Origin of the sequence: Terrabacter sp. RAF57, from assembly GCF_052113925.1 — a bacterium.
In the GTDB taxonomy this organism is placed as follows: domain Bacteria; phylum Actinomycetota; class Actinomycetes; order Actinomycetales; family Dermatophilaceae; genus Terrabacter.
The window spans coordinates 1-14,609 of sequence record NZ_JBFRDT010000025.1; the positions used below are offsets into that span (position 1 = coordinate 1).

General features: G+C 65.4%; 10 protein-coding genes. 4 read left to right on the forward strand and 6 right to left on the reverse strand.

Annotated elements, in window-relative coordinates; all coding sequences use genetic code 11:
• Positions 1-392: 392 nt before the first annotated feature.
• Together AB4Y83_RS20190 and AB4Y83_RS20195 are read right to left on the reverse strand one after the other, a co-directional pair.
• Entirely contained in the window at positions 393-1,049 is a 657-nt protein-coding gene (locus AB4Y83_RS20190) for a phosphoribosyltransferase (protein WP_442297975.1), read from the reverse strand.
• A gap of 255 nt (positions 1,050-1,304) precedes the next feature.
• A complete protein-coding gene (locus tag AB4Y83_RS20195) occupies positions 1,305-2,276 on the reverse strand; it encodes a S1C family serine protease (RefSeq protein ID WP_442297976.1) in 972 nt (323 codons plus the stop codon).
• A gap of 210 nt (positions 2,277-2,486) precedes the next feature.
• On the opposite strand from AB4Y83_RS20195, the gene AB4Y83_RS20200 reads away from it, so the two are divergent.
• From AB4Y83_RS20200 to AB4Y83_RS20210, 3 genes are all read left to right on the forward strand, one after another.
• Positions 2,487-3,455 (forward strand): DUF2510 domain-containing protein, encoded by a 969-nt coding sequence (locus tag AB4Y83_RS20200; protein ID WP_442298013.1) that lies wholly within the window; start codon positions 2,487-2,489, stop codon positions 3,453-3,455.
• 118 nt (positions 3,456-3,573) lie between these two features.
• Positions 3,574-4,689 carry a hypothetical protein gene (locus AB4Y83_RS20205; protein WP_442297977.1) on the forward strand — a complete coding sequence of 372 codons (1,116 nt, stop codon included), beginning with the start codon at positions 3,574-3,576 and terminating at the stop codon, positions 4,687-4,689.
• Between the two features lie 27 nt (positions 4,690-4,716).
• Positions 4,717-5,070 carry a hypothetical protein gene (locus AB4Y83_RS20210; RefSeq protein WP_442297978.1) on the forward strand — a complete coding sequence of 118 codons (354 nt, stop codon included), beginning with the start codon at positions 4,717-4,719 and terminating at the stop codon, positions 5,068-5,070.
• A 962-nt stretch (positions 5,071-6,032) separates the two neighbouring features.
• Here the strand turns inward: AB4Y83_RS20210 and AB4Y83_RS20215 are convergent.
• The 4 genes from AB4Y83_RS20215 to AB4Y83_RS20230 form a co-directional block, all read right to left on the reverse strand.
• Positions 6,033-7,190, reverse strand: coding sequence for a DUF4236 domain-containing protein (locus AB4Y83_RS20215; RefSeq protein WP_442297979.1), 1,158 nt, complete (start codon positions 7,188-7,190; stop codon positions 6,033-6,035).
• A 70-nt stretch (positions 7,191-7,260) separates the two neighbouring features.
• The gene (locus AB4Y83_RS20220) at positions 7,261-8,445 is read right to left on the reverse strand and encodes a GmrSD restriction endonuclease domain-containing protein (RefSeq protein WP_442297980.1); all 1,185 of its coding nucleotides are present in this window, start codon (positions 8,443-8,445) and stop codon (positions 7,261-7,263) included.
• A gap of 815 nt (positions 8,446-9,260) precedes the next feature.
• Positions 9,261-10,133 carry a tyrosine-type recombinase/integrase gene (locus AB4Y83_RS20225; protein WP_442297981.1) on the reverse strand — a complete coding sequence of 291 codons (873 nt, stop codon included), beginning with the start codon at positions 10,131-10,133 and terminating at the stop codon, positions 9,261-9,263.
• Between the two features lie 200 nt (positions 10,134-10,333).
• The gene (locus tag AB4Y83_RS20230) at positions 10,334-11,599 is read right to left on the reverse strand and encodes an AlbA family DNA-binding domain-containing protein (protein ID WP_442297982.1); all 1,266 of its coding nucleotides are present in this window, start codon (positions 11,597-11,599) and stop codon (positions 10,334-10,336) included.
• Between the two features lie 398 nt (positions 11,600-11,997).
• Between AB4Y83_RS20230 and AB4Y83_RS20235 the strand changes: the two genes are divergently transcribed.
• On the forward strand, positions 11,998-14,205 hold the full coding sequence (locus AB4Y83_RS20235; RefSeq protein WP_442297983.1) for a protein kinase domain-containing protein: 2,208 nt from the start codon (positions 11,998-12,000) through the stop codon (positions 14,203-14,205).
• Positions 14,206-14,609 lie beyond the last annotated feature (404 nt).

Genomic DNA, 14,609 nt, shown 5'->3' on the forward strand with positions numbered 1-14,609 from the left:
CTCATGTATCCAGCGCGGCCGGCTCGAACCCGCTCACCAGCGCTTCGGATCAGCCACTTCCCGGACCCGCGCCAACGACGCTACGCCGCACAGCCACCACGCGGAAGACCCACCTCCACGCGACCGGTTGACAACAGAAGGGAGCCGGTAAGACGCAGCTGCTGCCGAGACGGGCGCCCTGTTTGGTGCCGGGCGAGCCGTCGCGATTCCGCGAACGCCGGCTATCGAAGTTTGTCCCTCGTGCAGGCGGCAGGCAGGGGGACGCCAGCCATCGCGTCGTGCGCCGGCCCCCAAAAGGTCACGAAGCCGTTCACCCGTTGACTGAGAATCAACCCTCCGGCGGCCGACGGGCTGAAATATGTGGCGTTCGGGGCCCTATTCGGGCATGGCCTCTAGGTCGCCGGAAGCGCCGAGAATCGCTGTCGAGGATTCTTCGACGACGTAAGACACGGTTTAGCGGCGCGGCTGCTCGACCCCAGGTATGAAATTGCGGCAGTCCTAATATTGAAGTCCGCCCCACTGAGGTGCCTTTCAACATAAGCCCTCGCCGCCACTAATGTTCTTCCCGAAGCGCAAATGTCGTCGACCACGAGCACCTGGATTGGACGGACCGAGTTTTCGTCGAAATCCTTGGACGTGAAGCTCATTAAGTTTAATGGATTGTCAAATTCATTATGGTCGTTGCGAACCAACGATAGGACGGGCGAGATCTTCTTCTCGCCGAGAGCATGGGCTAGCATTCCTGCTACTATAAGCCCGCTTCTAGGTATCGCTATGATCAAATCTGGCAAGAACTTGTCCGCCACAAGTTTTGCCATGAGAGCGTCGACCTTAGCTTCGAGGTTTGGTCTAGTGTGGTCTTTAGCCTTCGCCTGGGTAACCAATCGTACGATGGCGGCAAGTGACGAGAGCAGCACGATCACGAATAGGAGAAAGCCAAAGATCCGCTGATCGGGCGGCAATGTCGGTATGATCGCGAGGGCGACGATATTCAGAACGATCGCGATAAACGCGACTGGCCGGGTCCTCGCGTCAAGTAGAACCAGCATCCGCGGCCAACTCCGCTCAGTGGGCATTTCCTGCCCCTGCACTATGGCTAGGAGTGAGGCTGTCGCTCGTCACGGCCCTCTGTCGTGTTGCCACACCCGGCCTCCCATCGTCGGCTTCAGCAACCACTGTCCTCAGTTCGGCGCGCCGCGTCTACCTCGCCTACTCGACTCATATGCACTCGGCGAAGGTATGACGCGGGGTCACGAGACGCCGGTGTGCTGCGAGATCGCTCGACGCGGCGCGCCTCCGGCCGATCAGTTGTTGAACGGGCAGCCCGTTTGGAAGATGCCCGAGCAGGTGACCCGCATACGCATTGAGCCGCCGATACCGGAGCCGCCGCCACCGATGGTGATGCTGTTGATACCTAGGATGCGGCCCTGTCGGTCGAGCAGCGGCCCACCGGAGTTTCCGGGATTGATTGACGCTGACGTCTGGTACCAGTTGGTTTCGATGCGGGAGATGATGCCGGTCGTCACTGTGCCCTCGAGACCGTATGGCGAGCCGATGGCGACGACCGGGTCTCCGACCTTCGCCTGCGGCGCCGCCTGAAGCGGCCTCAGGCCCCCGTTGAGGTACAGGAGGGCGACATCGTGTTCCTCGTCCCAGGTCCACAGCTTTGAGGGAAACTTCCGGTCTCCCTGGGAGGCGTAGGCGTCGGGGCCGCCCTGGACCGTGCATTCTTCGATGACGTGGTGGTTGGTGATGATCGCCGTGTCGTAGCCGTCGACCGCGGCGGCGTCGACGGCAAACCCCGAGCCCAGCGCGTCGCCACAATGCACCGTGACGACGGAGGACTTCACCTTCTCCACGACCGCGTTGGTGTCCAGGGCTGCGGACTTGGCTTGCTCCTGCGCCTTGGCCGCCTTGCTTGCGGTTTCGCTCGCCGTCGCGGCGCGGTCGCCGGCATCGCCCGCGGCCACCTTGGCGGACTCCGCCACGGTCTTGGCGTTCGATGCCTCGTGTTGCGCGCTGGCCACGGAAGTCCTCAGCTGTTGGACTTTCGAATCGGCAGCAGCGAGGTCTTCGGAGAGTTGGGTGATGCGTTGTGAGTCGGCCTGCTCGCGCACGATTAGATAGCCCGCACCAGCGGTGTTTGCCAGCAGTAACGCGACGGCGAACCCTATCCCCAGAGCTCGATACGCCCGACTCGCCTTCTGGGCCGGCGCTGGGGAGTCCGCCCTGAACGGAGGCCAGATCTCCCGGTAGTCGCCGCGATCGTCCGTCACCTGTTGCCCCTGACACGTGGCTCGAGTACTCCGGGCGATGGTAAGCACGAGTCCGAATCGCGCGTGGCGATTTCGAGGCATTAGCGGACGACTCCATGTGTGCCCGCGCCCCCACATGAGCGGGTCGCAAGCTGGATTTGGCGATTCCACTCCGTGTCGTCTCGGCGGCTGTGACCATGTTGCGACACGTGCAAGGCAGGGGAGGCCGACATCAAAGCAGGGTGGTACTACCAGTCGGGAGAGCGGCGTGTGCGGTATCACGACGGCGAAGGCTGGACCGAGCAGTACCGCAACCTCGATGAGCGGCCGGCCGCCGGCCTCGCCGACGTCGAGAGCACGGCACCCGCCGCAGAAACGCCTGCGGCCACAGCTGCCCCGGAGCCACGGAAACGAGCCCTTCCGATCTTGGCGGTCGGTGCCTGCGGGGTAATCCTTTTCGGATTCGGCCTTGGTGGAATCGTGAGCGGTGGCCTTGGCGGGCAACCAAGTGCTCAGGCGACATCGGTGGGGGCGTCCTTTGGCACAACGCAGGCGCAGCCGACACTGCCCATGGCGGGTCCGGTCACGACGCTGGAGACCTGGCCCTCGACATCGAGCGCAGCCTCGACGCCGCCAGCTCCCAAGCCGCCGGCGGCACGCCACCTGAAACCGGCGCCCGTTCCACCGCCCGCTCCCAAAGTGACTGCCTCACCAAGTCCCGGCGCTCCAAAGGGCCGGCTCATCACCCCGACGCCCAATCTCACGGGCTCTCCGGTGAATCCGCCGCCCGAGACGGACGCATTCGACAAGGCATACGCCAAAGTGATCGCCGGGCGGATCGTCGAAGACGTCGCCACCGGCGACACTCGATTCATGGACCGTCCCGACCTTAGGGCGGCCACCACGATGGGCTTCCTCTCCACGGACATGGAGGACCTGCTGGACTGCGGCATGCCGCGACTGGGCGACAAAGCCACCTACTACGCCACGGTGGCGACACTTCGTGACTTCTACGCCAAAGCGGGAGATCAGCTGCCCCGAGATGTAGACGGCGCACTTGCGACGTACACCGTCGCACGGCAACACACCGCGGAGCTGCTGACGCTTCTCAACCCCATTCTTGGAACCCGATACCGACTTCCGCCCTGGAGCTACATCCCAGACCAGCCGGAAACCTGGAACTTGGGCTTGGCGCCCTGAGCGCCATCGCGGCTAAAGGACGCAGGTCTCAGGAGGTCGATGAGGGGCCGAACCGTCGCGACCAGCCACAAGACACCAGCGCTCGACACCGCGGTCTCGTAGGAACAGGGTGTATGGGGTGAGTGATTTCAGAGAGGCGACACCGATTCCCGGCCCGGACGCGTTCCGCGCGAGCGGGCGTGACGCGCGGTTGAGCCAGGCAGCAATCGTCTTGGCGGCCGGAGCAGCGGTCGGTGGCCATTGGGAGCGCCTCGATTCGCCGGAGGCGGTCGGGCTTCCGCCGGAGCTCGGCCAAATCGAGAGGACCGGCGGCGTCAGCCTCGAGGAGGCCGTGGCGCCGCTCGAGGTCGATGCCGAGTCCTACGTCTCCGCTCCGGCACGCAGGATCCCCTCGGAGTTGGGTGCCGAGATGACGCAACGTCTCATCGACCAGCCACACGCGGTGACCGCCGCTGCCCTGGTCGAGGTAAGCCTGCACAGCGACAGCCGCCTGGTGCGCGCCTCGGCAGCGGTTGCGGCGCTCGACACGGCGGGTGGGGCGCAGCGAACCGACGTCGTGGCGACGCTCGTGGACGGCGCCGACGCCAGGGATGCTCTGACCCGGCAGATCGCGCGGATCGGACTCGCAAGAGTGAACCCGGGGCATGACAAGCTGGCCCATGTCGTCGGCCGCGCGGCAGAACTGACCGACACGGACCGTCCTTCACACACGGCCGTCCTCACCCACGGAACGTTCGCGGCCAAGACCCGCTGGTGGCGTCCCGGCGGCGACTTCTACACCTATCTGGACGCGCTCGTTCCGCCGCTTAACCTCCACGACCCGAGCTTCGGGTGGAGCGGCGTCTACAGCGATCCCGCCCGGCAGCTGGCGGCGCAGCAACTGGCCGCCTGGCTCGTGGACCAGGGGCTGCAACAGCCAGACCTGTTCGCACACAGTCACGGCGGAACCGTGGCCAACCTCGCCACCCGCGGAGGCGCGGAGTTCGAACGCCTCGTCCTGCTCAGCTGGCCGGTTCACACCCAATGGTTCCCGGACTTCACCCAGATTCAGCGAATCATCGATATCAGGGTCCGCCTCGACCTCGTGATCATCGCCGACCGAGGTGGACAGACCTTCGCCCCTCCAGCGGCCTACCGAGGCAAGGTCACCTCTCACGTCAACGGGTGGTTCGACCATGGGGCCACCAACAACCCGGCGTACTGGCAACAGCACGACCTGCCCGCCGCATTGTGATCCGCGATCGCCGATAGGCTTGCCAAGGTGGGTGCGGCCGCCTCTGCGAAGGTCCTCGCGACGGGCTCGGCCTGGCGGCTGACCGGCCGCGCGGCGGCCGGTCGGAGGCTTGTCGACGCGGTCAACCAAGGCGGCGAGAATGAGCAGACGATCGCGGCTATCTTCCTCGTCAAGGCTGGCGACCGTGCGGTGCCACTGATCCACGAAGGACTCAGTGCCTACGGGCCCTCGCCAACTCTCGTCGAGATCCTCGGCAGCATCGGAACCGACACCGCCCGGATAGAGCTCCAGCGGGTGGCGTCGAATGGCTCTCCAGATCTTGCCCAGGCGGCCCAGCGCGCGCTCCGCACGCTGGACGAGATCGACCGCAGCCAGAGCTAGCGCGCTCCGCACACTGGCCGAGATCGACCGCAGCCAGAACTAGCGCTCTCCGAAGCCGGAAATGAGGATGACGAGCCGAAGGCCACGTTAGGTCGCGGGGGTTTGGCCGAGCACCGGCAGGCCCAAATGGCAACTGTCGACCCGCTTGATTCCGCGCACGGAGCCAGATCCCGCAAGCGGCTGCGGAAGGACACTGCCGCTTCGCGGCGACAGGACACTGCCGGTTCGCGGCGGATTGACGCATGCCGTAATGACTCACGTGCCACCACCGAGTGCGGGGGGACTGTCGGACCCCGCCGGCATGCTGGCCCCGTGGAGAGGGCGACCTCCGCGAAGGGGAGCGTCGCCTCAGGCGGCGGAAGGACACTGCCAAGGTGCCTTGTGAGCACGCATAAAACAGCCAGTGCCAGGTGGTAGTGGTGCTACCTTGCGCGCATGCTAGGACGCGACACACGGAGTGCGCTCGGCGTGGTCCTTTTCGGAGTTGCCGGAATGACCCTGACCGCGTGCGGTCCCGGCGCGGACGTTCCGGTCCCGCCGCCGTCGACATGCGCGTCACTTGAGACTGAGGTCTCGCGCATCCTCGGTGGACCAACCGGGGCGCCGGGGAGCCAAGTGCAGACGAAACACTCGTCTGAGGTCCGCGTCGCCTCGCACATGATTGTCAACTCCCCCTCATGCTTCTCCGCGGAGACCGTTGCGCGCGCCCAGGAACTGCTCGACGCACAAAAGTGACCTATGCCAAGGCGCGCGGGATTCTCGGGTTCAAACGCCGTCCAGGATGTCCTCGGGAGGCGCGGATCGCGGCGAAAGATGCAACTTCGGCGGGGTCACTACCGGGCGAATCGCGGCCATGTAGCTCTTTGCGGAATCGGCGTCCAAGCCGCTTTGGCAGGTGACGTCGGGCGACGGCAGGATGACCGAGCCCGCGGCGGCGTCGCTGTGCTACCGGAGGGTCGGGTTTATTCGTGCTCGGGGACCGCCTGCGACCAGGCCTCGATCAGGTCGGCGGCTGGCGAGTTTGGCTCGACGGCGAGGCCGACTACCTCTCGGGTGCTGCCCTTGTGCCGCATTTCGGCGTCCTCGGCAGCCATCGCCACCGCGAGGGGGTCGACGCTGGGCCAGTCGCGGTTGGCGAGGAAGTCTCGGCGCAGGGTCCCCGCGTAGATGGGCTCGACGTCGCCAGTGCCGTCGGGGCGCACGACGAGCACCCGGGCCTCGGTGGCGGCCACCGCAACGGCGAGGGCTTCTTTGGCGGTGGCAAGGACGGTCGAGGCCAGCGACGCGGCGAAGAGGGCGTTGCGGTCTGTCTTGGTGCGCTTACGCAGTGTTGGTTTGCCGCCTGGTGTCCGGTCGGCCCGGTGTTCGGGGATCAGGTCGATGTCGCCGTAGGTGACGACTGCGGTGACGTAGCGGGCCCCCGACTCGGGGGCAGTGCCGGCGTCGACGCAGGTGGAGTCGCTGGCGTTGTCGGCGAACGCGTCGTCGACGGCCTTGATCACGGTGAACGGGTCGTGGTTGCGCAGCGCGTCCCAGTCCTGGTCGAACTGGGACTGTTCCCACTGCACGCTGACGAGGGCGCCGGTATGGCGTCGCTGCGTCTCGGCAGGGGCCTGGTCGTTCGCCCAGCCCTTGGCGCGTTTCCGGTCGGCGCGTCTCCAGATCGGTACGCAGACGGTGGCTGTCCGGTAGAGCTCGCGCCGGACCGCCTCGATCTCGGCCGGGGTTGGGGTCGCTGGGGTAGGCAGGACGTGCCGGGTCGACTCGGGGAAGGCCACGTGGTGCAGGGTGGTCAAGCACCGTTCGAGTGCCGCGACCTCAGCGACCTGCTGCGCCCGCTCGGCGGCTCGGGCCTGCGGCTGTAGCTGGGCGACGGTGGGTTGCCGCGGCCGCGGCGAGGCCCCGGTCGTGCTCACCGAGGTGGCACGGGACGGGGTGCGGCGCGTGCTGCCGCCGAGGGTGGTGGACAGGGTGACCGGTCCGGCGCCGGTTGAGATGCTGGTGCGGCCGGCGCCGACGTGGACGCGGGCGGCGCGAGGGCCGACGCTCGCACGGACGCCGCGGCTCGAGGCTCGGACACGGACGCCGGGGGCGATCTTGAAGGAGACCCCGAGGCCCATCTATCGCACCCGCCGGTTACTGGAGGCGGGGGGCATGGTCACGTGACTGGGTGATGTCATCGTCGTCTCCTCAGGCCGATCGCCAGCGGGCGCGGCTGTCGCCGGCCTTGTACGAGCAGCGCATCAGCGTGCCCCGGTTGGTGTAGCCGCGCGCTCCTGCCGGGGAGCAGAAGGATCCCGGGTGCACCCCTTGGACGGGCGACGGGCTCGCAGGCTTGGGGGCGGGCTTCACCACGGGCTTGGGCGCCGGCTTGACCACCACCGGCTTGGGGGCCGGCTTGACCACGGGCTTGGGCACGGGTGGTGTGTAGAGCGCGAACCCGCCGAGCCTGGCCACGGTCACGGCGGGTGGGGCGGTGGCCGCGCAGGTGCTGAGCGTCTGCGCCATCGCCGTGTGCTCGGCGGGGGTCACCGCGAGGTGGTATTTGACCTTGACCGCGACCTGCCGCGCGACGTAAGCGCATCGGTACGCCTTGGCCGGAGGCAGCCAGGTTGCGGCGTCGCCGCCGCCTTTGGAGGCGTTCGCGGTCGACGAGACGGCGACCAGGTTGAGGGTGTCGTTGGCGAACGCTGTCCGCTGCGTCCGAGGCCACTGGGCGGCGCCCTTGACCCAGGCGTCGGCGAGGGCCACCACGTGGTCGATCTGCACCGGTGAGGTATCGGCTGTGCGCGAGAAGGCCACGGTGGTGCCGGTGTATGGGTCCTTCAGGGTGCCGGTCATCACGGCGCAGCCGTTGGTGCCGGCCTTCAGGGTGACCGCATTCAGGTCGCGGCGCAAGGTGTCGTTGCGCTGGTCGCAGCCGTTGCGGTCGGTGTCGGTCCAGGCGGCGCCGAACGCGGCGCGGGAGTACCCGGTCATCGGGCCACGGCCCTGGACGACCAGCGTGCCGACCAATGCCAACGCGGATCCGGGCCGTGCCGAACGGATCGCGGCCAGAAGCGAGTCCGTCTCAGCGTCCGTCGTCGGGGCGCTTGGCGTCGCGGCTGCGCTCGTCTCCGCGGGCGGTGAGGCCGCAGTGGTGGGCACCGGTTCCGCAGTGGTCGCAGCTGACGACTGTGGCGTCGCTGCCAGCGTCGCGGTCGACGAGGTGGGCACGGACGGAGTGACTGCGGCGCCGACCGACATGGCTGCGATGGCAGCGACCAGCGCGGCCGCACCGGAGCCCCGGGTGGCAAGGTGGGCCCACCGCACGCGCCCGCGAGCCAACGCCACGACTGAGACGACGAATGCGAACAGTCCCGTGAGGAGCAGCACTCCGCCGACCCCGGACGAAAGACCCAGCAGGCCAGTGACGGTCAGGCCGCCCCACCCCCACAGCGACGACTTCCGTGGCCGTTGGCTGCCGACCCTGGTCGTCTCCGCGGCTAACGCGGCGAAGCCGTCCGCGGGGGCGGGCGCGCCAAGGCTGGGAGCGACGACCCACGGCGGACGCGTGGGCTCCACGCTCCCGTAGGTGGTGCTCTCGGCCTGCAGCGCCGGTGCCGGCGCGGCGACCGTTGGGACGGATGCTCCGTCGGGGACCTGGGACACATGGCTCCAGAACTGCCAGCCGGCGGGGGCCGGCGGCCACGACGAGTCAGGCAACCACCCAGAAGGCGGCGCCCAACCGGGAGCAGGAGCGGGCCACCCCGGCGGGGCGTTGAACACAACAGCCATCTGAAGTCAGTAACCCCTGTACGAATCGTGGCGAACCCTGCTTGCCGCCGCCGGAACCGTAACTCAGCGCTGCCCGCTTGTCCCGGGTTTGCCATAGAACTCCATTCACTGCGTCCTGGGACGCGTCCCAACGGCCTGGCGACTGCTCTCGGGCCCGCGAAGTGCCTCCGGGAGCGGGGAAGAGGTGCGAGCGGGCGACGCCCACGCGAATGCAATCCTCCCCTCCGAACCGGCTGGCGGCCGCGATGGAGTTGCGCCCGTTCTGGCCCATGTACAAGGCATGCCATCTCCCGACTCAGTTGCATGCCGGTGCCGACGAAGGCCGATCTGCAGACGATTGCAAAGTCCGATCAAGCCCGCACCCGCGGACGCACCTGCTTCGCGGCGGAGTCGACGCTGGCGGCCCCAGCTAGTCAGACACCGGCGACGTACGCGGTGAGGAAGTGGACGCCGTGTCGGTCGAGGTTGCCGCGGGCGCGGTCGTAGTGCTCGGTGGTGCGCGGATCGGCGTGCCGGGCCAGGATCTGCGCGTCGCGGAGAGGGACGCCGGCGTCGAGCGCGTTGGTGATGGCTGCGTGCCGTAGCGAGTGCGGGCTGACGTGCCGCGGGATGCCGGCAGTCTTCGCGATCCGCGCGACCATCCGGTAGACGTCGCGCCGGTCGATCGGCTTACCGGAGACCGGTCGCAGCACTAACGGTCCCGTCGTTCGTTGGCCGCGGCAGGCCTCGAGTGCGCGGAGCACGGGGACGGTGACCGGCATGGTCGCGGGCTTGTTGCCTTTGCCGACTAGGTGCAGGACGCGGTGTCCGCGGAGGGTGTCGGCGTAGTCCTCGATCCGCACCGCGGCGGCTTCTGATGCGCGGAGGGCGTTGATGCCGAGCAGGTAGGCGAGGGCGCCGTGGTGGACGGTGATGGTTGGGGCGACTTGGAGGAATCGGATCAGCTCGAGCCGGTCCAGTCCTTGGGTGCGGGACTCGTCGCGGTGGATCTTGGGGAGGCGGGCGTAGACGGCTGGGTCGGCGGGGATGAGGCCGTCGATGTGGGCGAAGCGGAAGTAGCCGCGGACGGCGTGCATCATCGTGACGACGGATGAATCCATCAGGCCCCGCTCGCCGAGGTGACGGATGTAGAGCTCGATGTGTGCTCGCTGGATTCCGAGGAGCGGGTCGAGCCCGCTGATCTCGCACCACGCGAACCACTCCCGCAACTGGAACGCGTAGAGGGAGTGGGTGCGCCCGGCGTAGCGCGCCAGGAAGGACACGGCGGCGAGTTGGGTCCTGGACATGGTCGCGGGCTGGAAGGGTAGAAGGGTGGATGGGCCGGACATGAAGTCACCTCGCGCGGCGATGCTTCACTGACCCAGACCCCGCCCGCCGCTGGCGGCCAGGCGCATGGACCTATCGACGCTAGCCACCTGCCAGCGTTTCGGCCCGGTCTGGAGGCGGCGAAAAGACGCGGGGCAACGCGCTCAATGAAGCAGCGAGCTCACGCGGACCCCTCTGGAGCATCGTCGGAGATCAACGTCAAGAAGCGGTCCGCCCGATGCAGTCCAAGGCTACGAAGGTACCTGCCGGCAAGCCGTCCCGTTACGGCACCTGGAGCCTGAGCCAGTTCCGCTGTCGAGGCGGTGGCTTCACTTCGATATACGTGTTGATCCGCGGATAAGGCGTGATGGCCGAAGCCTCGACGGCTTCCGTAGGCGACCAAGCCCGCGATCCCGTTGGCCTCCAAGCCGATCATCCACAGACCGTTGTATCCAACCGAATCGGATACGCCTACGGCTATGGCGAGGATCCGTCGAACCAAGACCGGGAGCATGTCCTCGAAGAGTTCCTGAGATCCGTCGATATCGCTACTGAAGCGAGTCGTCATCATCCGGACGATTCCCTCGTCCGAGATTTCGACCTCGAATGCGCTTTCGTTATGGGCACCACCCGGAGAAGCCTGCAGCGTCCGGTCTGAGTCAAGGCCTGCCGCCATCGCTGCCCCGTCCGCGCGTCGAGCGAAGGAGCCCGCAACACTTACATCGGGCGAGAACCGAAATTGCTGCTCCAGAGGACCGAGGCTGCTGGCAATGTGAACTAGGCGATGCACAGTCTCGAAGGCGCGATCGCCTCCAATGGCTTCCACGAGCATCTCCGGCCTTGGAGAAACGGGGGCGGCCACGAGAAACAGATGGGCCTGTTCGCGAGCGTCGGCTGGCACCGGGTCCCGGGCGACGTAATTCGCCACTAGCGCACGGACCTCGTTGGTCGTGTCTATGCGGAGTGCGTGGAGCCTAGCCACCTCGGAGTCGCTCAGCTTGTGCTTGGTCTTGTCGCCCCGACCGAAGTAGGCGCCATCGACCATGTGAGGTGCCGTTCCAGAAACAGGCACGTGAACAATGACGTATCCAAGAGTTGGGTTACCTTCCGCCGGGATCACGCTGCACGTGACCGCAAGTGGAGGGTCGATGGCAGTACGCGCGACCTGTTCGACGCGCTCCGGTATGCCCGAGTGTTCAAGAGGTGCAAGGGCTACCTGGCCGTCTGGACGTTCCTCGACGCCGAGGACAAGGAGCCCACCATCAATGGCGAACGAGGCCAGATCCTTGGCCAGCTCTTTGTTGGTGCTTCGCCCAGTGGGCAGCTCACGCTTGAGATCTAGGAAGTGGGTCTCCTCAAGCAGTCCCCGTTCAAGGGCGTGGCGGAGTTCCCATTCGCCCTGGGGCGACCATCGCGCGGTCTCGGCTGATAGGTAGGCGGGCGTCATGGACTCATGTTGCACGATCGCAGGGTCGACGGCCCGCTCCTACACGGCACACCTACGGCGTTCTGGTGACCCGTTGGCGGATCTAACTCCACCAGCGGTTCCCTCAGAGTGCCGACGCACGCCCATCCGTTCGAGCGAGCATGAGTCCACTGGCGGCGGAAGGGGCATCGTCAGGAGCTCCAGGCCGGTGGAGCTGAGCAGCGGTCGCCCATCTCTGCCGACGGTCCTGGAACGGCAAGTGCGACTGCTCGACAACTCTGGACGGCTACACTCCGACAGCGGGCCCTTGGACTTTTGTTGGGTGTCCGCAAACGCACCTCTGGGAGCCTTCCCCCGGTACTGTCGCAGGACGCAAGTACAGGGCGACGGTTGGAGCAGCAGTGCGGAGAGATGCGCTCGTGGTTGGAATCGATGCRTACCCCAAGGCGCCGCTGTATGGGTGCGTGAGCGACGCAGAACTAGTGGGCGATGCGTTAGCGCTAGATCAGTATGGCTTCAACGTCGCGTCCCTACATAATGAACAAGCTACCCGCGCGGGTCTGCTTACCGCGCTCGGAAAACTCGCTTACGGTGAGGAGCCGGGCGAGTTTCTGCTGTTCTTCTTTGCGGGCCATGGGATCGTCCTTGGCGAGAACGGAAATCTTGTCACGGTTGATGCGAGCGAGTTCGACCCAGGAATATCGCTTGCCCACCTCGGACAACTTATGGAGTCCGCATCCAGCTCCTATCGACATGTCTTGGCGATTCTCGACTGCTGTCATGCAGGGAGTGCCATGCCATGGGTAACGTCACGCGCCCTTCAGCCCCGAGATATCGATAAAGAAATCGCGACTGTGGATGAGTCACGCTGCATCTTGGCCGCTTGCCGTCCTGAACAGGATGCCCTCGAAGTCTCAGATCAAGGCGTCTTCACGGCCGCTTTGACCGACGGATTGTTGGGAGACGCGGTCGACTTCGATGGAAACGTAAGCGTCTTCAGCCTACACGCCTATGTGGCGAGCGTCCTAAACTCGCCTGCCCAGGTTCCCGTTTTCAAAGGCGACGCCGCAGGTGCTGTCATCCTTGGTGGCGGCTTCGAGCCTCGCCGAGGCCGACCCCTCAAAGGGGATGAACTCGCTTTGACACTTGCCAAAGGTGCGAGTCTACTCGACGAATATTATCGAATCGAGCAGAAAGAAAGCGCTGACCGGAGCTACCGCAACGAGTCGGGGGCGAAAAGGTGTGCGAGCGAATTGGAGTCCCGCCTTGACTGGTTTCGGTCCACCGAGGAGCAGCTTCCTGACGTTGTGCGGCAACCAGAATGGCAAGCGCTGCGGGGGCGGCTGCGCGAGCACCAGGGAAGGCTTTCCTCGCTCAGCATTGGTGAGAATACGCGTTATGGAAGGGTCGCCGAGAAACTTGGGCACGGAGGTTACGGCCACGTTTGGAGACTGCAAGCGCCTGGAACAGAGGACGCTGCATTCAAGGTGTTTCACGGGAATGAGTTAGACGATGCGGTGAAGGTGGCCAGGTTTCAGAATGGCTACGGGAACATGCGAAAACTCGACCACCCAAGAATTGTTCGCGTACGTGAGCTAACGCATGCACCGTTCGGCTTCCTGATGGACGCTATCCCAGGACCGAACCTCCGCGACGCCTACTGGGACCGGCAGGACTCAGAGGCCGTACTGCGACTGCTAATCGACATCGCTGAGACGGTGGAACACGCGCACAATCGAGGGGTGCGGCACCGGGACATCAAGCCTGAGAATGTGATCGTGTCTCTGTCCGACGAAGGTCAGCCTGTTCCTTATCTGACAGACTTCGACCTTGCCTATCACGAGACCAATCGAACGGTCACAACCAATCTTGGCGTTGGTGGGGTGCTCAACTATGCAGCACCGGAGCAACTATATACGCCCAACTCGCAAGCGGCCCGCGCTCCGACCGTGGATGTATTCAGTCTCGCGCAATTGATGTTCTATGTGATTAGTCGCGAGGATCCCGTTCCAGAGAACCCTGATCGAAACATTGGTACCCTGTCCAAGATCTTGAGTGACTGGGTTGACGCTCGGGCCGCCGAGACGATTGGCAGCCTTTACGAAGCGAGTACCAAGAGGGATTCGGCGCTCAGGCCGCAAACTGTCACGGAGTTCATAGTCCAACTAACTCGTGCCGAGACCTACGCTTTGTCGTCGTCTGGGCGAGACGCTATAGACGAGGACGATTTCTGTCGACAGTTGGGACATGCCTATCGTGGGATTGGGAACTATGCGGCCTCAACTGACTCTGTAACCATGCATAGTCTCTCTCAACAAATCGAGATGCGTGTCGTGAATACGGGCCTCTCCGATGGGCGCCTGGGACATATCGACCTAGAAGTTGAAATGTCTGTCACGACAACATTGCCAGTTGGTTCATTTTCGAGCGGCGCTGGCGGCCGGAAAGCGATTAATACCCGTTTGGATCGCAGTCTAAGTAAATACCACGGGGTTACACGGCATGCTGGCACGCACGGTGTATTTCAAACGCATCTCCACCTTAAGAAGGTGCCCTTAACTCTCGAGGGCCTCGCGTTCGTTCAGAATGTGCTAGGGGCTGCGGTCGCTGCCATTGAGCAGTGGTGACCTACTTCGAAGGCCAGCGGTCATCAGAGGGTCCAGACCCGCACGCGGGACTTCGCGCACCAGCAGTGCGCTCCTCGATATTTCATCGAGATGCGCCCATCCGTTCTTGGGGTCCGGCCGTCGCGGTGAGTGTCAGACACGAGGAGATGCGGCCGCTGCTTTCTGGGCGGAAGGGGCGTCCAGTTCTGAGGCAATGACTGGGCCGCCCGGCAGCCTTTCTGCTCACCGCCAGCGCGAGGGGTTGCGCATGGCGTTCGCCCCGTCAGCGACGACGTTGATTCAGGCTCCAAGGGTCCGGTAGCGCCTATGCGGGGCATGTCTGCGCCGCCATCAGAGCTGCGAGAGACCGTCGTCCAGCGCGTGCGGATGGCCAAGGTGCTGCTGTGCGACATTCACTACTGCCC